The 19090-nt window shown below is 71.8% G+C and carries 20 protein-coding genes and 1 pseudogene; 7 read left to right on the top strand and 14 right to left on the bottom strand.

Going from position 1 to position 19090, the window contains the following annotated elements:
• The 8 genes from BLT76_RS20730 to BLT76_RS20695 form a co-directional block, all read right to left on the bottom strand.
• Window positions 1-503: hypothetical protein (locus BLT76_RS20730; RefSeq protein ID WP_425287101.1), on the bottom strand; the 503-nt coding region annotated here is incomplete at its 3' end.
• A 387-nt stretch (window positions 504-890) separates the two neighbouring features.
• Entirely contained in the window at window positions 891-1790 is a 900-nt protein-coding gene (locus BLT76_RS20725) for an HAD family hydrolase (protein WP_090860201.1), read from the bottom strand.
• A complete protein-coding gene (locus BLT76_RS20720) occupies window positions 1790-2710 on the bottom strand; it encodes a formylglycine-generating enzyme family protein (protein WP_090860200.1) in 921 nt (306 codons plus the stop codon). The genes BLT76_RS20725 and BLT76_RS20720 overlap by 1 nt, the downstream gene beginning before the upstream one ends.
• Window positions 2710-4209: an arylsulfatase gene (locus tag BLT76_RS20715; protein ID WP_090860218.1), complete on the bottom strand. Its 1500-nt coding sequence runs from the start codon at window positions 4207-4209 to the stop codon at window positions 2710-2712. The genes BLT76_RS20720 and BLT76_RS20715 overlap by 1 nt, the downstream gene beginning before the upstream one ends.
• A gap of 94 nt (window positions 4210-4303) precedes the next feature.
• Entirely contained in the window at window positions 4304-4915 is a 612-nt protein-coding gene (locus BLT76_RS20710) for a vitamin K epoxide reductase family protein (protein ID WP_211753109.1), read from the bottom strand.
• On the bottom strand, window positions 4912-5682 hold the full coding sequence (locus BLT76_RS20705) for a DsbA family protein (protein WP_090860199.1): 771 nt from the start codon (window positions 5680-5682) through the stop codon (window positions 4912-4914). Before BLT76_RS20705 ends, BLT76_RS20710 begins: the two co-directional genes overlap by 4 nt.
• Before the next feature lie 115 nt (window positions 5683-5797).
• Entirely contained in the window at window positions 5798-6493 is a 696-nt protein-coding gene (locus BLT76_RS20700; protein ID WP_139175735.1) for a hypothetical protein, read from the bottom strand.
• A gap of 40 nt (window positions 6494-6533) precedes the next feature.
• On the bottom strand, window positions 6534-6836 hold the full coding sequence (locus BLT76_RS20695) for an STAS domain-containing protein (protein ID WP_090860197.1): 303 nt from the start codon (window positions 6834-6836) through the stop codon (window positions 6534-6536).
• A 96-nt stretch (window positions 6837-6932) separates the two neighbouring features.
• On the opposite strand from BLT76_RS20695, the gene BLT76_RS20690 reads away from it, so the two are divergent.
• Both BLT76_RS20690 and BLT76_RS20685 read left to right on the top strand, forming a co-directional pair.
• Window positions 6933-7337, top strand: coding sequence for an NUDIX domain-containing protein (locus tag BLT76_RS20690; RefSeq protein WP_090860196.1), 405 nt, complete (start codon window positions 6933-6935; stop codon window positions 7335-7337).
• Between the two features lie 141 nt (window positions 7338-7478).
• Window positions 7479-7715 (top strand): hypothetical protein, encoded by a 237-nt coding sequence (locus BLT76_RS20685; RefSeq protein ID WP_090860195.1) that lies wholly within the window; start codon window positions 7479-7481, stop codon window positions 7713-7715.
• 3 nt (window positions 7716-7718) lie between these two features.
• On the opposite strand, the gene BLT76_RS20680 is transcribed toward BLT76_RS20685, so the two are convergent.
• Entirely contained in the window at window positions 7719-8165 is a 447-nt protein-coding gene (locus BLT76_RS20680) for a hypothetical protein (RefSeq protein ID WP_090860194.1), read from the bottom strand.
• Window positions 8166-8274: 109 nt separating this feature from the next.
• Between BLT76_RS20680 and BLT76_RS25905 the strand changes: the two genes are divergently transcribed.
• Together BLT76_RS25905 and BLT76_RS20670 are read left to right on the top strand one after the other, a co-directional pair.
• Window positions 8275-8640 carry a hypothetical protein gene (locus tag BLT76_RS25905; RefSeq protein WP_090860193.1) on the top strand — a complete coding sequence of 122 codons (366 nt, stop codon included), beginning with the start codon at window positions 8275-8277 and terminating at the stop codon, window positions 8638-8640.
• Between the two features lie 92 nt (window positions 8641-8732).
• The gene (locus tag BLT76_RS20670) at window positions 8733-9734 is read left to right on the top strand and encodes an FKBP-type peptidyl-prolyl cis-trans isomerase (RefSeq protein WP_090860192.1); all 1002 of its coding nucleotides are present in this window, start codon (window positions 8733-8735) and stop codon (window positions 9732-9734) included.
• Here BLT76_RS20670 and BLT76_RS20665 read toward each other — a convergent pair.
• From BLT76_RS20665 to BLT76_RS20655, 3 genes are all read right to left on the bottom strand, one after another.
• A complete protein-coding gene (locus BLT76_RS20665; protein WP_090860191.1) occupies window positions 9721-10950 on the bottom strand; it encodes a sensor histidine kinase in 1230 nt (409 codons plus the stop codon). The genes BLT76_RS20670 and BLT76_RS20665 overlap by 14 nt on opposite strands.
• Window positions 10947-11825 (bottom strand): DICT sensory domain-containing protein, encoded by an 879-nt coding sequence (locus BLT76_RS20660; protein ID WP_090860190.1) that lies wholly within the window; start codon window positions 11823-11825, stop codon window positions 10947-10949. The genes BLT76_RS20665 and BLT76_RS20660 overlap by 4 nt, the downstream gene beginning before the upstream one ends.
• Window positions 11826-11950: 125 nt before the next feature.
• The gene (locus tag BLT76_RS20655; protein WP_244509506.1) at window positions 11951-12409 is read right to left on the bottom strand and encodes a response regulator transcription factor; all 459 of its coding nucleotides are present in this window, start codon (window positions 12407-12409) and stop codon (window positions 11951-11953) included.
• Window positions 12410-12623: 214 nt separating this feature from the next.
• Between BLT76_RS20655 and BLT76_RS20650 the strand changes: the two genes are divergently transcribed.
• Together BLT76_RS20650 and BLT76_RS20645 are read left to right on the top strand one after the other, a co-directional pair.
• On the top strand, window positions 12624-13361 hold the full coding sequence (locus tag BLT76_RS20650) for a GAF and ANTAR domain-containing protein (protein ID WP_090860188.1): 738 nt from the start codon (window positions 12624-12626) through the stop codon (window positions 13359-13361).
• A 43-nt stretch (window positions 13362-13404) separates the two neighbouring features.
• A complete protein-coding gene (locus tag BLT76_RS20645) occupies window positions 13405-14115 on the top strand; it encodes a GAF and ANTAR domain-containing protein (protein ID WP_170867179.1) in 711 nt (236 codons plus the stop codon).
• A 4-nt stretch (window positions 14116-14119) separates the two neighbouring features.
• Here the strand turns inward: BLT76_RS20645 and BLT76_RS20640 are convergent.
• A pseudogene (locus BLT76_RS20640) lies at window positions 14120-14455 on the bottom strand (fatty acid desaturase); the annotation flags it as partial.
• 28 nt (window positions 14456-14483) lie between these two features.
• Window positions 14484-14906, bottom strand: a complete 423-nt coding sequence (locus BLT76_RS20635) for a DUF7144 family membrane protein (protein ID WP_211753107.1) — start codon at window positions 14904-14906, stop codon at window positions 14484-14486.
• Between the two features lie 479 nt (window positions 14907-15385).
• Between BLT76_RS20635 and BLT76_RS20630 the strand changes: the two genes are divergently transcribed.
• Complete coding sequence (locus tag BLT76_RS20630; RefSeq protein WP_139175731.1) at window positions 15386-18973, top strand: glycosyl hydrolase; 3588 nt, start codon at window positions 15386-15388, stop codon at window positions 18971-18973.
• The last annotated feature ends 117 nt before the right edge of the window (window positions 18974-19090 follow it).

Here is a 19090-nt window from a genome sequence, read left to right as displayed (position 1 = left end):
TCGGTTTCGATGATCTTGGCCTCGACGATGCGGAACACCCGCCCGGGCGCACACCCGCCGATCGCCCGGGCTACGGCCTCGTCCACCAGCGCGACCTGGTCGAACGACAGCTTGCGGGTCATGGACGCGACCCGGCACGCGACCCACGCCTCGCAGGCGAGGGTCTGGACGATGGCCCACGTTTGGGGGAGGCGGTGGCGCAGGTCGAGGGCGTCGGCCATCACTGCGCGGGTGGAGAGGAGGTGGGTGTGGCGGGCGATGGCGAGCTCGCCGAGGCAGAGGTCTTGGACGTAGGGGGTGCCGTCGCCGCCGAGGTCGATGAGCTGGTCCCCGCCGTATCGGACGGGGATTGCGCCGGGCTTGTGTTGGGGGTCGTCGCGGTGAAGATCGGCCCAGGCCAGCACCAGCTCCAGGTCCTCCAATGCGGCGGCGCGGCGGGTGCGTACGGACGTCTCGGCGGCCGCCAGCACGGTGGCGGCGGGGTCGTGGACGTCGGGGCTCATGCCCTCATTCTAGTTCGAACAGGTGTGCGAATCTAGCGCGTTGGTGTATTTGTGGAGAGAGATTTCGGGGTCGGTCAGGAGGGTGGGAGTGGGGGCCAGATGGCCCCCTCTCCCTACCGTCCGCGAGGTCCCTCCGGACAGCCGCGGGGATCGGCCAGCAGCCGGCCGCCGACGGCAACCATCCGCGGACCGCACCCCGTAGCCAGCCATTCAAGGACGACCCGAGCGGACCCGCAGCGCACGACCGACAGGCCGGCGGGGCTCGACGCCGTCTCTTGGACTGCGGGGGTTTCGACACGGTCGCTAGCGCGACCTGCTCAACCACCGGTGAGCGCGACCTGCTCAACCACCGACGGGGCACGCACCTGTCGGGGCCGGAAGCTCGGCTCAGCCGAACACCGTCGCCCAGTCCCGCCTCATGCTGACCACGGTCCAGCCCAGGCGGTCGGCGACGGCGGTGATCGGCTCGGGTTCGGTGAAGGTCTGCGCGGTGCTGACGTAGGCGAACTCGCGGTCCGCGTCGTCGTGGTCGACGAGCAGGGCCAGGGTGGGGCCGTCGCCCGCGGTCGCCCACTCCAGCATCTCGCGGTCGCCGCCGGAGTTCCCGACCGCGAGAATCGGCCGGCGACCCAGCTCGGTCTGGATGTTGGCGACCTTCGCGGCCCCCTCGTTGGCGGCGCCGACCAGCCGGGTCGAGCGCGCCAGGCGCGGCGGGTCGGACAGGTAGTCGTATTCGATCAGGGTGCCGACCACGGCCTCCGGCGGGACGCCGTACAGGTCCTGGCTGACGGCGCGGACGAACTCGGTCCCGCCGCCGGTGACGACCATGACGTCGAAGGCGCGACGACGGAGCTCGTCGACCAGCTCGATCATCGGCCGGTAGGTGCAGTCGCGGTGCCGCCGGCCCAGGGTCGGGTGCTCGGCCCGGGCCATGAACTCGCGGACCCGGACCGTGAACTCGTGCGGGGAGATCTCGGCGAAGAGACCGGTGAGCGCCATCGCGATCCGCTCCAGGCCGACCTCGCCGATCGCCTGTTGGTCGCCGGACAGCAGGGCGGCGAACTCCGCCCGCTCGCCGACCTCGGGGTCGCCGGTGACGCGGGTGCGCAGGGCGTCGACGAAGAAGTCCAGCTGCACGTACGTCGGCCGCTCGCACCACAGGGTGCCGTCGTTGTCGAAGCACGCAACGCGGTCCGCCGCCGCCACCTCCGTCGACGCGTCCAGGAACGCCACCACGGCGTCCCGGGTCGGCCCCGGGCGCCAGGACGGCAGCAGCGGCTCGGTCATCAGGTCCTCCTCACGCAGCGGAACCCCAGGTGACTGGTCCCGGTGTCGACCATCTGCGGCCGCCGGGCGGCCGGTCGGTAGCGCAGGCAGTAGCTGTCGGCGCACAGGTGCGAGCCGCCCTTGACGACCTTGCGGGCGATCCGGAACTGCGGCTGGGCGGGGTCGAGGCTCCGCTCGGCGTCGCCGCCGCGCGGGTCGACCGGCACGCAGCAGGGCTTCGCGGCGGCGTCGGGATGCCGGTCGGTCCAGAAGTCGGCGGTCCACTCCCAGACGTTGCCGGCCATGTCGAACAGCCCGAACCCGTTCGCGGGGAAGCTGCCGACCGGCGCGGTGCGGGTGAACCCGCTCTCCCGGGTGTGGCGCCAGGGGAAGTCCGGGCCGTCCCAGGTGTTGGCCATGATCCGACCGCCGGGACGCGGTTCGTCGCCCCAGGTGAACGCGGCCCCCTCCAGCCCGCCGCGGGCGGCGTACTCCCACTCGGCCTCGGTGGGCAGGTCGGCGCCGGCCCAGTCGGCGTACGCCCGCGCGTCCTCGAGCGCGACGTGGACCACCGGGTGGTCGGGCCGGCGCTTCACCGAGCTGCCTGGCCCCTCCGGTGCCGACCAGCAGGCGCCCGGGGTCCAGGTCCACCACTGGCTGACGTGCCGGAGGTCGACCGGGCCGGGGGTGGGGGTGAAGACCAGGGAGCCGGGTTGCAGGTTCTCCGGCGGCGCCCCGGGGAAGTCCGCCGGGTCGGGCGCCCGCTCCGCGACGCTCACGTAGCGGGTCTTGCGGACGAACCGCGCGAACTCCGCGTTCGTGACCTGGTGGGCGTCGATCGTGAACGCCCCGACCCGCACGGGGTGGGTAGGGGCCTCCTCCGGGTAGTGCTCGTCGGAGCCCATCGTGAACGTGCCGCCGGGCAGGGCGACAGGGGTCATCAGCTGCTCCCGACGCCGGCTCTGAGCTTCTCCATCATCCGCTCGACGTTGAAGCTGGCGGGCTCCTGGCGAGCCGGGAACTCGACCAGGGTCTGCAGCATCCGGGCGACGTAGGCCTGCGCCGGGATGAACAACCAGACATGGTCGAGCACCCAGTCGTAGTAGGTGTTGGAGGTGATGTCGGCCCGTTCGTACGGGTCGGTCTTGAGGTTGAAGAGCTTGGGGAAGCGCAGCTCGGTGAACGGCTCGGCCCAGATCTGCAGCGTCCCGGTGGCGCGCTGCTCGAGGAAGATGAACTTCCAGTGGTCGAAGCGCAGAGCGGTCAGGTCACCGTCGTCGGAGACGTAGAAGAAGTGCTGGCGGAGGCTCTGGTCCGCGGCGCCGGTCAGGTAGTCGAGCTGGTTGTGCCCGTCGAGGTGCACCCGGTACGACGTCCCGGCCAGGTCGGTGCCCTGGCGGAGCCGGTCGGCGATGTCGGCGTCCCCGGCGGCGGCCAGCAGGGTGACGAACCAGTCGTTGTGGCTGACGATCCCGTTGCGGACCTCGCCCGCGGGGAGGTGGCCCGGCCAGCGGACCATGGCGGGCACCCGGTAGGCGCCCTCCCAGTTGGAGTTCTTCTCGCTGCGGAACGGCGTCATCCCGGCGTCCGGCCAGCTGTTCATGTGCGGCCCGTTGTCGGTGGAGTACATGACGATCGTGTTGTCGGCCAGGCCGTTCTCGTCGAGGTGGTCGAGCACCGAGCCGACCAGGTCGTCGTGGTCGCACATCGTGTCGTGGTACTCCGACTGCCAGCGGCCGGCCCGACCGCGGCTGCCGTCCTTGATGTGGGTGCGGAAGTGCATGTGGGTGGTGTTGAGCCAGACGAAGAACGGCGTGTCGCTCTCCTGCGCGTCGGTCATGAAGCGGAGTGCCTCCGGCACGACCTCGTCGTCGATGGTCTTCATCCGCTCCTTCGTGAGCGGGCCGGTGTCCTCGATGCGCTGGGTGCCGTCGTCCTGGGCCCAGGAGTGGATCACGCCTCGTGGGCCGAACCTCTCGCGGAAGTCCGGGAAGTCCTCCGCCGACGGGTAGTCGTAGAGCTCCGGCTCCTCCTCCGCGTTGAGGTGGTAGAGGTTGCCGAAGAACTCGTCGAACCCGTGCGCGGTCGGCAGGAACTCGTCGCGGTCGCCGAAGTGGTTCTTGCCGAACTGTCCGGTGGCGTAGCCCAGATTCTTCAGCGCGGTGGCGATCGTCGGGTCCTCGGCCCGCAGCCCGACGTCCGCACCCGGCATGCCGACCTTGGTCAGGCCCGTGCGGTAGGGGTTCTGGCCGGTGATGAACGCCGCGCGGCCCGCCGTGCAGCTCTGCTCGCCGTAGTAGTCGGTGAACCGGATGCCCTCCGCGGCGATCCGGTCGATGTTCGGGGTCCGGTAGCCCATCAGCCCGTCGCTGTAGCAGCTCAGGTTGCTGATGCCGATGTCGTCGCCCCAGATGATCAGGATGTTCGGTCGGTCGGGCACGGTCGCCTCCTCGTCGGGCCGGGCCACGGACGCTAGGCGGGCCGCCGACCCGGCACCTCACCCGACTCGGGTGAGGGCCGGCCGCCGACGGCGATCACCCCAGGGTGCTCCAGTAGTCCCAGAACCGGACCAGCGCGAGTACGACCACCAGCAGGTACCAGGCCAGCACCACGAGGTACCGGACCGACCAGACGGCCTCGGCCACCCGGCGGCCGCGCCCGTCCGGCAGATCGACCCGGAGCGCGACCAGGACCGACCAGACGGCGATCGGGATCGTGACCGCCCAGACGACCAGGCACCACGGGCACAGGGCGTTGATCCGGTAGAGGCTCTGGAAGGCCAGCCAGTGCACGAAGGCCAGGCCGAGGGCGGCGCCGCCGGCGAGCCCGGTGAGCAGCCGGCCCGGGACCCGGGTCCCGGTGGCCAGCACGACCCCGACCGTCACCACGACGCTGAAGCCGACCAGCCCCAGGAGCGGGTTGGGGAACCCGAAGACCGACGCCTGGTCGGTCCGCATCACCGAGCCGCAGGACAGCACCGGGTTGAAGTTGCACGACGGCGTGTACAACGGGTCCTCGAGCAGCCGGACCTTATCGACGACCAGGGTGAAGGCCGCCAGCAGCCCGATGCCGCCCAGCACGACCAGGCCGACGCCGAACGGCCGGAGCGGGACCGGCCGTGCGGCGTCGTCGTACGGCTCGGTCACGAGCGGGCCGCCTCGACGGCGGAGGCGAGCTGTGCGGCCTCGACCTGCGTGCCGTTGACGCTGACGGTGGGGGTGCTGCTGACGCCGGACGACATGACGTCGTCGGTGTGCTGCTGGATCCAGTCGTCGTAGCGCCGGTCGGTGATGCACGGCCCGACGGCGTCCTCGTCCGCGCCGGCGTCGACGGCCATCGAGGCGAGGGTGGCGTCGTCGAGCCCGGCCGTCCCCTCGGCGGGCTGCTGGGCGTAGAGGGACTCGTGCATCGCCATCCAGGCGTCCGCCCCGGCGTCGGCGAGGACGCACATCGAGGCGTTCAGCGCGCGGCTGGCGTACTCGGTCGAGGACGCGTTGTCGAGGAACGCGATCGGGCGGTACTCGACGGCGACGTCGTCGCTGGCCCGGTACTCGGCGAGGGTGCTGCCGAGCGCGGCCTCGAACTGCTGGCAGGCCGGGCACTGGAAGTCCTCGACGGCCTGCACGGTGACGGTGGCGTCGGCCGCCCCGAACCGGATCGCCCCGTCGGAGGTCAGACCGGGTGGTACGGCGGCCGGCTCGTCGCTGCCCCGGGTGGCCAGGACGACGACGGTGACGCCGACGACCAGCACCACGACGAGCGCGCCGACGAGGGCCTGGACGCGGATCGAGCGGCGGCGCTCCTGCTGCTTGCGCTCGGCCATCAGCCGCTCCATCTCCTCGCGGCGGGAGCGGGCCGGCTGGCGGCCCTCGGCGGAGACGTCGGGCAGGCGTGGGGTGTTCTTCTTGGACATGGGTGTTCCTCTGCGATCGCCCCGGAGGGCAGGGTCGGGAGCCCGGACCGGTGGTCCGGGAGATGGGCGCGCGCGACCGCGCCCCTCCTGACGTCGACGACGAGGTGGGAGGCGGTCAGACCGGCAGCGGCGGTCCGCGCCGCGAGAGCGGCTGGGCGAGCCAGCGCGAGCGCAGGTCCGGCCGGGGCGCCACGACGACCGGGCGTCGGCGCGCGGGCTCCTCGAGAACGGGCAGCACCAGCAGCGGGACCAGGAGGACCCGCCGCCCGGTCAGGGCGAGGACGGTCCAGAGGCAGCGCTCGCCGTACGCGAGCCAGAGCCCGACGAGCCCGGCCGCCGCGAGGTGCGCGGCCATCATCGGCGCGTGGGCCGACAGGTCGTGGAGGAGGTGACCGACGGGCAGGGTCGGCGTCGAGGCGGGATGGCCGCCGGGTGCGGCGGCGTACGCGTCGAGGAGCGAGCCCTGCCGCTGCCCGCCCACCACCGGCAGGTCGCTGAGCGCCGTCGTACGACGGGGTACGGCGGCCGCTCCCGCGGCCCGGTCACCGACGTGCCCGCCGGACACGGTCAGCGCGAGGTGCAGCAGCGCCTGCCCGCCGACGGTCATCGCGACCAGCCGCAGCCGGGACGCGGGCCGGGCGAGCAGGGGCAGGCTCAGCAGCACCGTGAACACGAGGAGCACGGCGAGCGTGGCCGGACCGGGCAGCAGGCCGTCGGCGGTCACGTGGCCGGCGACACCCAGGAAGAACGCAACCCCGGCGACGAGGAGGGCACGGCACCACCACACGCCCGCGTCGATCCGTCCTTCCACGGCCTCCAGTCTGACAGGCGGCCGGAAGGCGGGTCGGGGGTCAGCTCGGGTCGAGCTGGTCGTGCGGCAGGCCGGTCACCGTGAGCACCCGCTGGCTGACGGAGCCGGTCCGGGCCTGCAGGGTCATCGGGTGCACGCCCTCCGCGTGCCAGGCCGCGATCAGGGAGCTGAGGGCGACGCTGGGCAGGTAGTCCACGTCGGACAGGTCGACCGTCAGCGGGCCCTCCGCGAGCGCGTCGAGCAGCAGTGCCAGCAGCTCCGGCGCGAGTCCCTCGTCGATCGAGCCCGACAGCACCAGGACACCCTCGTCCGTGCGTCGCGACTCCAGGTTCGTCTCACTCATGGGGAAACCGTATCGAGCGCCCTCGGGAGGGTGGTGACCCTGGTCGCCCCGAGCCGACGTCGCGGGCCTGTCGGAGGTCCGTGCTGTGATCGGCGGATGGTCGAGGTCGTGGTCGGCGCGCTGATCCGCGAGGGACGGGTCCTCCTCGTGCACCGGGGGCCGGGCAAGCGCGCCTACCCGAACGTGTGGGACCTGCCCGGAGGAGTCGTCGAGGCGGGGGAGACCGAGGCGGTGGCCCTCGCTCGCGAGCTGCACGAGGAGCTCGGCGTGCACGTCGGGACGACCTCGTCGTCGCCGCTGTGCCGGCTGAGCGTCCGACCGGCGGGGGAGCCGGTGCTGCTCAGCGCGTGGCTCGTGCACGACTGGCAGGGGACACCGGTGAACGCCGCTCCCGAGGAGCACGACGACCTCGGCTGGTTCGACCTGGAGACGCTGCCTCCCCTCGCCCACGAGCTCGTGCGCTCGACCCTCTCAGCAGCGGCACGGCCCCGACGCGGCTGAGCGTCGACGTACGTCGTGGCGAGGTGGGACGTATCTGGGCGAGCGCTGCACGTACCTAGTTGTAGTGAAGACAGCACGGGTTCTCGGCCCGGAGGTACCGCACCTGGACGCAGACTCCGTCATGACGACTACGGGGGGTCCATGCGCGACACAGAGCTCACAGCGATCGACGGCGGCATCAACGAGGTGGCGCAGCACGCGTGCCACGCACTCCTGGCGCTGGGCGATCTCCGCTACTCGCCGGACCCGGCGATGAGGCTCGCCTACCGCCAGGTCCACGACCTCATCGGGGACCTCGGCGCCCTGCGGATCACGGTCAGCTGCATGCCGGTGAACCAGGACGGGTCCGGGTCGGGTCCGGATCGACTCACCGGCTAGTCGCTACCCCAGCGTGGGCGTCTGCACCTGCGTCGTCGTGAGGGTCTCGCCCGTGTCGTCCAGCGTCCTCTCGGTGGTCTGCGCCGTGCCTGTCTTCGCGCCGATGAGGTAGCCGGCGATGGAGCCGAGCAGGGTGAAGTAGGCGGCGACGAGGTCACTGTCCACGGCGATGGACATGCCCAGCCCGACGGTGCCCAACGCCCCGACCGACAGCAGCCCGACGACCCGGGCGAGCGTGACGTCGATCTTCCGTGTCCCCACCAGCTTCCCTTGGTCGTCCTTGCTCCGAGACGAGCGGTAGTGGCTGTTCAGGAGCCAGCCGGCCCAGACCGCGAGGGCGCCCGCCACGAGGACTCCGCCGGCGAGGACGAGCAGCTCCGTCTCCGAGATCGCCGTCGTGGTGCCGTCGGGGGTGGGATCTTCCACAATGCTCATCAGCAGCTGCTTCATCGGTCTCGCCTCTCGAGTGAGTGTCCCCCGCACGAACGTAGGGACGTGGCGTCGGGAGACGGGCGGATCCACCGTTCTTTCCCCAGTTCTCGCTCGCTACGGTGAGCCGGTGACGACGAGGAGCACCGACCCCGCCCGATCGCCCGACATCACCGTCTCCCTCTGCCGGGGCTGCTGCTGCGGCAGCGAGCGCAAGCACCCCAGCACCGACCACGACGGTCAGCGGGTCACCCTGGAGGCCGTCGCGTCGGACCGGGTCCGGGTGCGGGTGGTCGACTGCCTCGACCGATGCGCGCGGAGCAACGTCGTGCTCGTCCGCCAGCACCTCGGCCGCGGCGAGCGGCGCGACACCTGGTTCGGCGGCGTCCACTACCGGGCGCACACCGAGGCCCTGGCCGGCTGGGTCGACGACGGCTGCCCGCCGCTGCCCGACGACCTGGCGCGGCTCCGCGTCCCACCACCGGTCCCGTCCTGACCCTCCGGGCCGGCGCGCGCGGGCGCCCAGGCAACGCTCAGGAACGGCCACTAGCGTGGCGCGGTCCGCTCCACTCGACCGATGGGTCTCCTGTGCTTCGACGTCACCGCCGTACGACGGCCGCCCTGGGCGCCGTCCTCCTCGTCCCCGCTCTCGCCGCCTGCGGGGGAGCGGACGACTCCGGCGACGCCGGTGACTCGGCCTCGGAGGCGTCGTCGTCGGCAGCCCCCGCCGCTGGCGGGAAGCTCGACGAGGTCTCGTTCACCGGCGAGGTGGGAGAGGGCATCACCGGCGAGTGGAGCTCCGCGATCGAGACCCCGGAGAAGACGGTCGTGACGACCCTGGTCGAGGGTGACGGCGAGAAGGTCGCCGAGGGCGACACCGTCAGCACCTACCTGTGGATCGGCAACGGCACCAGCCAGGAGCAGGTCTTCAGCGACTACGACAACGGCGCGCCCGAGTCCATCCCGAACAACCCGGGCCAGGTCGACGCCGTCTTCGCGGCCCTGTTCGAGGGACAGACCTACGGCTCTCGTGTCGCCGCCGTCACCAGCGCGAGCGAGGTGCTGGGCGACGGGGAGAACCAGCTGGGCATCGACCCGACCGACAGCCTGGTGGTCGTCGCCGACCTGGTGGAGAAGGCGGCGGTCGCGCCGACGCCCACCGACGACAAGGCCCACGACGTGTCGCCCGACGAGCAGCCGTCCGTGGTCGAGAAGGGCGGCACGGTCACCGGACTCGACTTCACGGGCATCGAGGAGCCAGCGCTCGACACCCCGGTCCAGCGCGTGGTCCTGAAGGAGGGGACGGGCGCGGCCCTGAAGGCCTCCGACACGGTCACGGTGAACTACCTCGGCTCGACGTACGACGCCGACGCCCCGTTCGACGAGAGCTACTCGAAGGGCCAGCCCCTCAACTCGCCGCTGAACGGTCTGATCCCCGGCTGGACCACCGGGCTCACCGGCGTCAAGGTCGGCAGCCGCGTGCTGCTCCAGATCCCGCCGGCCCTCGGGTACGGCGCGCAGGGCAGCGGAGACGCGATCCCCGGCAACGCCACGCTGTGGTTCGTGATCGACGTGGTCAAGGCCGAGTAGGCGCTTCGCCGCCTGCCGCGCGAGGGACGGTCAGGACGCAGGTGGTGCCGGCGCCGGGCTCGCTCGTGATCGAGACGGTCCCGCCGTGCGCGTGCAGGATGTCGCGCACCAGGGACAGGCCGATGCCGACCCCAGGCGCCGTCGTACGACTAACCGCGTCGGCGCGCCAGAAGCTGTCGAAGGCCCGGGCCGTCTCCGCGTCCGTCATGCCGATGCCGTCGTCCGCGATGGTGATGCGGACCTCGTCCGGGCCCCCGTCGCAGCGGATGGTGACGGTGCCCCCGCGGTCGGTGTACTTGAGCGCGTTCCCGACCAGGTTCTCCACGGCCTGCTCGATGCGGGGGTGGTCGACGACGGCGGGCTGGGGGAGCGGGGCGTCGAGCACCAGAGCGACCCCGGCAGCGGTCGCCTGCTCGGCGAAGCTCGACGCGAGCTGCGCGACCAGGCTCGACAGATCGGTGGGGGCCAGCGTCAGGGACCGGCGTCGTTCGGCGGTGTCGAGGAGCTGCGCGATGCGGGCCTGCAGCCGGTGTGCGTTGCGCTCGATCGTCGCCAACGCCCGGCTGGCCGCCACGCTGGGATGGTCGAGCTCCTCGGCGAGGAGCTCCAGGTTGCCCACGATGGAGGTCAGCGGGGTCCTGAGCTCGTGGGAGACGGTGGCGACGAGGTCGTCCTCGACGTGGAGAAGTCGCGCGGGAGAGGCCGCGTCGTCCGCGGTGGACGTACGTCGTTCCCGTCCGTCGCGGTGCGCAGCCTCGTGCGTGACTCGCGGGGCGATCCCCAGCTCCGTGGAGCAGGCCCGGGCCAGGTCGCGCAGGGTCTCCAGGTCGTCGTCGCTCCAGGTCCGAGGCTGGTGGTCGATCGCGCAGAGCGACCCGACCGCCGTGCCGTCGGTGTCGGTGAGGGGCCAGCCGGCGTAGGCGATCACCTGGAGATCGGGGATCGCGCGGTTCGCGGCCAGCCGGGCGTCGCTCCGCGCGTCGGCGACGACGAGCGGGGCGCGGTCGGCGACGACGTACTGGCAGAACGAGTGCGAGAGCGGTGTCTGCCGGGTCGTGGCGAAGGGCTGCGGCAGGCCGAGGGCGCCCGCGAAGACCTGGCGGTCGGACTCGACGAGGGTGACCAGGGCGACCGGCACCCGCACGAATCGATGCACCAACCGGGCGTAGTGGTCGAACGACCGTCGCTCGACGACGTCGAGGTCGGGCCTCGTCACCGCTCGCCGTCCCCTGAGCTCCTGTCGAGGTAGGCCACGATGCGGTTGAACAGCAGGACGGGCCGAACAGGATCAGGGAGGTACGCCACCGGCATGGCCAGGTGATGTGTGAGGCCTTCGGCGTCCATCGCGCCAGCAGCGAGGCCCACCGCGGCGCACACCCGGCTGGCGGTCCGCACCACCTCGGGCTCGAGGGTCCAGACGGCGTCGTACTCCCGGTCTTCCATCGGTCTCCGCTCCTGCCCGGGCAGCTCCGCGGCGACGAGGGCCGCCGCCCGGTCGGGGCCGTCGCAGACGACGAACCACTCGCGCAGGAGCGGCGATCCCGGGCGCAGCGGGACCCGGGTCGGCTCGCCGGTCACCGCGACGTCCTGGAAATCGGCGAAGACCAGGGTGGCGCGGGCGCTGCGGGCCAGGTCGGCCCAGCGGGCCCGGAGCGGCTCGTAGGAGGACTGCCGCTGGAACCCGCCGAACAGCACCGGCAGGTACGCGCGCGCGCAGCACTCGTCCTCGAGCGCGCGGGTGATCGCGAGCAGCGTCCGGCCGTGGATCCGCTCGAACGGCAGGTCCGGGTGCCGGCGTCGTACCTCGAGGAAGACCGACGACCCGTCCGCGCCGCCGGGCGCCAGCGCCCCGGCGATCGCGGACGGGAGGTCGACACCGGCCTCGCGTTGTCGGGCCACGGCCGTCACCGCGTCGATGGTGGCGTGGTCGTAGCGTCGGTGCCCGCTCGGCAGCCGATGGGGCACGGGGAACTCGTACCGCTGCTCCCAGGTGCGCAGGGTCGCGACGGACACGCCGGTGATCCTGCTCAGTGCGCCGATGCTGAGGCCGGCGGCGAGCGGCTCGCCCGCGGGACGCGAGGTCGTGGTCATCGAGGGGTCCCTTCAGCGGTGCGTGACCACGCGCTGGCAGGGTCCGGGGCAGCGTCGGCGACGTGGGCACACGGTAGACGCGCCGGCAGAGGGTCGGCAACCGGTCGCCGGTCCCTGCCGTCGGGCTACGCCTGGTCCTGGTCCGCGGTCCCGGCATGCCCCAGACCGTGGAGCAGGCCCCACCGCACCGCCTGCGAGCGCTTGGTCACCCGGATCTTCCGGTAGGTGGTGCGCACGTAGGACTTGATGGTGTTGATGCCGAGATAGAGATGCTGGGCGATCTCCTGGTTGCTGAGGCCCTCGACGATCAGCTCCAGGACCTCGTACTCGCGGGGGGAGAACTCGATCCAGCGGGGCGCCCCCGGCCCCGGCCCGTCCTCGACGAGCACGGGACGCCCGGACGGCGACTCGAGCGGCAGTCGTGGGAGGACCCGCAGGATCGGCGGCCGCACCACGTTGCCGGAGGTGGGCTGGCCGTTGGGTTCCCGGCTGTCGGCCGCGAGCTCGACGAGGAGGCGCAGGCCCTCGGGACGCGCCAGGAGGTCGATGACCTCGACCCCTCCGTCGGGGTGCAGGAGCACCACGACGGCTGTCGGAGGTGCCGGCGGTGCTGAAGTGGTTGGGGGTGTCACGATGAGCGTCTCCCGCCCGTAGCTGACTGATGGAGTCATCGGGGGTCTGGGACGACGTGTTCGACGGTACCCCACCGGGCACGTCCGCTAGGGTGACGAGCAACCTCGTCGTCCCCGACCTCGTCGACGCCGCGCTTGTTCGATGTCGATCTAGGAGCTTGACGCTGTGGCCGATCCGGAGCTGGTCCGCCCCCGGGTGCACGAGGCCGTGAGCCGCCACCGCCGATCCGACCGGGGCGGTGCGGTGCCGACGCTCGAGGCCTTGTGCCGCGCGGTCTGCGAGGACCTCGGCGTCATCGCGGCGACGGTCTCGCTGCTCCCCGGGGTGGGCGCCCACCCGGTCTGCGCCGCGTCGTCGTCGACGGCGCGAAAGCTCGACGAGGCGCAGTTCAGCGTGGGGGAGGGCCCGGCCCGGGCCGCCTTCGACGCCCGCCGCCCGGTGCTCGTGCCGGACCTCGAGCGCACCGGGAGCCTGCGGTGGCCCGGCTGGGCGCCGGCGGCGCTGACCGAGGGAGTCGTCGGGGTGTACTCGTTCCCGCTGCACGTCGGGGCGACGATCTTCGGCGTGCTCACCCTCTATGCCGGCGCCGACACCGCGCCCCTGGGGCAGGACGAGGTCCTGACCGGGCTGGTCTTCGCGGAGGTGGCCACCGAGGTGCTGCTGGACAGCACCCTTCCCGAGGCGGCTGCGGGCGGACAGCTCGAGCCCGATCTCGGCGCCACTCTCGACACCCATGCGTACGTCTACCAGGCGCAGGGCATGGTGATGGTGGAGCTCGGGGTCAGCCTCGCTGAGGCGCTGGCTCTGATGCGTGCCCACGCCTGGGCCACCGGGCGGGACCTGACCTCCCTGGCCGGTGAGATCGTCGCCGGACGGTTCATGCCACCTCGGGACACCCGATGACCAGCACCGCGACCGCTCCACCCCACGAATACGAGGCGCAGCCATGATCTCCGTGTCCGACCTGTCCGAGTTCTTCGTCGAAGTCGCCGACACCCTCGTCGACGACTTCGACCTGCTGGACTTCCTCGACAACCTGACCCACCGGGCCGCTGTCGTGAGCGGTGCCTCGGCCGTGGGCCTGGTCCTGTCGGATCGTCCAGGGCGGGTCAGGTTCATGGCGGCGAGCAACGAGTCGGGGAAGATGCTGGAGCTCCTGCAGATCCAGAACGAGCAGGGACCCTGCCTGGACTGCCTGACCACCGGCGAGCCCGTCGTCAACGCCGACCTGGCGCACGCCTCCGACCGCTGGCCGACCTTCGCTCCCCATGCCATCCGGGCGGGCTTCCAGTCCGTCCACGCGTTCCCGATGCGGCTGCGGACCCAGGTGGTCGGCGCGCTGAACCTCTTCGGCAGCCAGGATTCGCGGTTCCAGCCCGACGAGATCCGCGTCGTGCAGGCCCTCGCCGACGTGGCCACGATCGCCATGCTGCAGGAGCGCAACCTCGCCCGGGCCGAGACGCTCACCGAGCAGCTCCAGGGCGCGCTGAACAGCCGCGTCGTGATCGAGCAGGCCAAGGGCGCGCTCGCCGCCGCGGACCGGATCACGACCGAGGAGGCCTTCGAGCTGATGCGCTCCCGGGCCCGCTCGGGCCGGCGCCGGCTCGTCGACGTCGCGCATGACGTCCTGGCGATGCTGGAGAAGCCCGGCCGGTGACGGCCTACCGGCCCAGCTGAGACCTCAGGGGACAGTCGAAGGGACCGCGGGCGCGGAGGCCGACGTGGTTGAGGTAGTCGACGACGATCCCGTACGACGTCCACAGCCCGACCTCGGTGTAGGGCACGCCCTGCCGCTCGCAGTGCCGCCGGACCAGGGGCTGGGCGTGCCGGAGGTTGGGCTGCGGCATGCTCGGGAAGAGGTGGTGCTCGATCTGGTGGTTGAGCCCACCCATCGCCACATCGATCAGGATGCCGCCGCGGACGTTGCGGGACATCAGCACCTGACGGCGCAGGAAGTCGAGCTTCAGTCCGGGGGGCACGATCGGCATCCCCGTGTGGTTGGGCGCGAAGGCGCCGCCGAGACGCTCAGTCGCCCAGGTAGTAGGTCTGGGTGAGCAGCGCCCAGATGACCAGCGAGTTGAACGCGAGCACGACCACGCCCCACCACGGCTGGTACGGCATGAACCCGAACGACGCGAGTGCTCCGACGAAGGCGACGAGTACGCCGGCCATCCGCCCCCACGTCGTCCGCAGGACCACGCCGACGGCCGTGGCTCCGGCGAGGAGACCGAGGACCAGGCTGACCCAGCCCCAGGTGGTGAGGTCGAAGGCGAAGACGTAGTCGTACCCGGTGAGGAAGAGCGTGTCCTCGGCGATCGCAGCGATCCCGTTCAGGATCTGCACCATCGCGACCAGGGCCAGCATCAGCCCGGCGAACAGCTCGATGCCGGAGGCCCACTGGCCCCTCGAGGAGTCGTGGTACGCGCGGCGGGACGACGTGGTGCTCACGGCAGACCTCCGGTGGGTGGCGGGGGCCGGTGCCGCGGATGCGTCGGCCCGACCGCGACCGTAGGAGCCGCGGCCCGCCGCCGTACTCACCCGGTTCGGGCGAAGCCGATCCCGGTCCGCCCGCGCCGGGCGGCCGGTCATCCACGAGGTGAATGCCCTCCTTCACGCATGCGAATGGGCAATCGCCGTGGACGTGTTGCCACGGTCACACCACGCGAACCAGGATTGTGCATGTCGTCACATGAAACGTTTCATGCATCAGAGCGGGTTTTTCTCGGACCTCGGGCCACGACCTGCCAGGTCCTGACTGAGGCCCCTGTTCGACGACCGTCCGCGCACCACCAGGTGCTCGGAGGAACCGCCCTGCCCGGACGAGGCAGGGCTTCGGAGAAGGAGTACGCATGACCCACCGTCGAGGTGCCGCACCGTGGCGCCGGCGAAGCGGAACCGCAGCGAGTGCCCTCGCCATGCTCGCCACCGTGGCCGCAGGCGCCCTGGTCGCCGTTCCCGCGACCTCACCGGCGCAGGCCGCCCCCGTCGCCCCGGCCGACGAGGCCACGGTCAACTACTGGCGCGGCGTCAACCCCGTGACCGAGCTCACGGGGGACACCTTCGCCACGCCGCCGGCGACCGACAAGCCCTGGGTGCGCTGGAACTGGGTCCCGGCCACGACGACCGACGAGCAGCTCACCTCCGACCTGGAGGAGCTGGCCGCGGCCGGCATCCAGGGTGTCGAGGTCGGGCAGGGCGGCAACCCGACCAACGCCCAGCTGAAGGTCATCCTCGAGAAGGCCAACGAGCTCGGGATCACCCTCGGCATCAAGTACATCGGTGGCGCCCCGGTCACCGGCACCTGGGACCCCACCAACGACTACACCCGCAAGACCCTGACCAACAGCCGCACTCTCGTCGACGCCGGTACGACGTTCAACGGCGTCCTGCCCGGCGCCGGCACCATCGTCGCGGCGGTCGCCTACCGGTGCACCACCACCCCGTGCGCCACGACCGGTGCCCGCGAGGTCGACCGGACCTCCGCGATCAACCTGACCTCGCAGATCACGGACAAGAACACCGACGGCTTCTTCGACGGCAGCACCACCGGCTCGCTCAGCTGGACGGCTCCCGCCTCGCCCGCCGGCGCCCAGTGGATCGTCACCACCTTCCGGACGGTCGCCTTCCAGACCGCACCCGAGGTGCTGACGAAGCAGGGCACCCAGGCGATGATCGACGGCTACGAGGCGCTGTGGACGCCCGAGCTGAAGGGCCTCCTCGCCGAGAACCGGGCCGACATTTTCGTCGACTCCCACCCCACCGACCCGTGGGGCAACGCGACCGAGCTGTGGAGCAGCTCGATGGCCGCGGACTTCCAGTCCCGGGCCGGCTACAACCTGGTGCCCGACCTGGCGGCGCTCTTCTACTCCGACTTCAAGTACGCCGACGGGCGCGACGAGCGGATCCGCACCGACTTCTACCAGGTCCGCAACGACCTGTTCATCGAGAACCGCATCAAGCCGTTCACCGCGTGGGCCAACACCCACGACATGACGCTGCGGCTGCAGCCGGAGGACCCGAACATCGGCGGCGCGGACGCGCCGTACCAGGACCAGATCGACATGGCCTACCACCTCCAGCGACCCGAGCACGAGTCGCTGGTCGGTGACCAGATCGACGTCTGGCGGGCCATCGCCTCGGCCAACAGCTGGACCGGCAACCCGTGGTACTCCGAGGAGTGCTGCGCGGTCGGCAGCCAGAACTACGTCGAGACGCTCCAGGACGTGACCGCGCGGATGAACAAGAGCTTCGCCGCCGGCATCACCAAGAACGTCTACCACGTGTACCCGACCGACTCGACGCCCACGAGCACCTACCCGGGCTACTCCAACTTCGGCCCGACCAGCTTCTCGGGCGCCTGGGGTCCGCGGAACCCGAACTGGGCGAACGACGGCCTCCAGGTCAACACCTGGATGGCCCGCAACCAGCAGGTGCTCACCCAGGGCCGCTCCGACATCGACGTCGCGGTCTACCTGCACTCCTTCGAGTGGCCGGCCGGCTCGCTCGTCAACACCGACGGCACCCCGCACAAGAACCGGCACTGGGACGACCAGGCGCTGCAGAGCGCGGGCTACAGCTGGGACTACGTCAACCCGACCCTGCTGGCCACGAAGGACGCGAAGGTCACCGACGGCGTCCTGAACGCCGCCGGCCCCTCCTACAAGGTCCTCGTCATCAACACGGGCCTGAACCCGGTCCGCCACCCGCGGAAGGCCGCGACGCCGGTTGCCACCGCCAAGCGCATCCTCGAGCTCGCCGAGGACGGCCTGAAGGTGGTCCTCGTCGGTGCCGCACCCGACGCCACCCCGGGCGCCAACGGCGACGACGCCGAGCTGCGGGCCGTCATCTCCGACCTCCTCGAGCAGCCCACCGTCACCCGGGTCGCGTCCGAGGCCGGCGTGCCGGCGAAGCTGAAGACCATCGGGGTCCGCCCCGACGCCGAGCCGTCGCAGCGCTCCACCCTGTTCAGCCGTCACCTGCGGGACCGCGACGCCGCCACCGACTACTACTTCCTCTACAACCAGGGCGAGGAGCGGCTCGACTGGGCCTCGCGCGACATGGTCTACGAGGAGCCGGAGGCGTGCCGCTACACCGGCACCCTGACGCCGTGCCGGCAGAAGGGCGAGCCGATCGACCTGGACGTCACTCTCACCGGCGACGGCGCGCCGTACCTGTTCGACACGGTCTCGGGTGAGATCACGCCGATCTCGGAGTACACCACCGGCACGGCCGTCGACGGCCAGGACACCGTCACCGTCAACGTGGCCCTCGGCCGCGACGAGTCCACCATCGTCGCGCTCACCGACGACCCGGCCCGCTTCGGCGTCAGCGCCCTGCCGCGCCACGTGGTCTCGACGACCGCGGACTCGGCAGTGGTGGAGAACGGCAAGGTCGTCCTCCGCGACACCGAGCCGGGCACCTACACCGCCACCCTGTCCGACGGCAGCACCGTCACGGCCACCATCGCCGCCGTCCCCGCAGCGCTGGACCTGACCGACGCCACCTGGAGGCTGTCGGCGGAGAAGTGGACGAACGCCAACCCGTTCGGCACCACCGGTGTGGCCGGCGCCGCCCAGGCCAAGACCACGGTCGACCTCACCCTGGACGGTCTCGAGGCCTGGCCGGACGTCCCCGAGCTGGTCGGCGCCTCCGGTGTCGGCACGTACTCCATCGACGTCACCGTGCCGGCCACCTGGCAGCCCGGCAGCTCGGCGGTCCTGTCGCTCGGCCAGGTCGTCGACACCATGGCCCTCACGGTGAACGGCGCCAGCGTGCCGATCGACCAGCAGTCCGCGAAGGCCGACATCGGCGCACACCTGAAGGTCGGTGCGAACACCATCGAGGTGCGGGTCTCGACCACGCTGAACAACCAGCTGGCGACCATCATCACCGGGGTCGCCACCCGTGGCGTCGTCCAGGAGTACGGCATCGTCGGCCCGGTCACGCTGACGCCGTCGGGTCAGTCGGTCATCGGAGCACCGGTCAACACCACCGCCCCGAAGGTGACCGGCGCCGTCAAGGTGGGCGGCACCGTCACCTGCACGCCCGGCACCTGGGTCGACGCGACGTCGTACGGCTACCGCTGGACGGCCGACGGCCGGCCCGTGGCCGGCGCGACGTCGAGCCGCCTCGCGGTGCCCGCGAACCTCGTGGGCACCAGGCTCGCCTGTGTCGTCACCGCCACCGGCGGCGCCGGCACCTCCACGGCGACGTCACCGGCGCTGACGGTCGCGAAGGGCGACGCCCTGCGGGCCACCGCGAAGCCGCGCGCCGTCGGCAAGGCCGCCGTCGGACGCAGGCTCACGGTCCGCGCCGGGACCTGGTCGCCGGCCGCGACGGCGTACACCTACACCTGGAAGCGCAACGGCAGGACCATCGCTGCGGCCACGGGGAGGACGTACGTCGTGAAGCGGGCCGACCGTGGGAAGCGGATCACCGTCACGGTGACGGCTCGCCGAGCCGGCTACCAGGATGGCCGGGCGACCTCGCCCGCGCGACGCGTGGCCAAGCGCTGACCACGCGATGACCGGGGGCCGACCGGGTCTGGCACCAGCCAGGCTCGGTCGGCCCCGTACGGCGCGGAGCTGGTCGACGCGCGCATGAAAGGATTCCTGTGACCCAGCCGCAAGGCC

The sequence above is a fragment of the Nocardioides lianchengensis genome (assembly GCF_900101465.1).
GTDB lineage: Bacteria > Actinomycetota > Actinomycetes > Propionibacteriales > Nocardioidaceae > Nocardioides > Nocardioides lianchengensis.
Note: the sequence above shows the minus strand (reverse complement) of the source record. Positions and strands in the feature narration are given on the sequence as shown.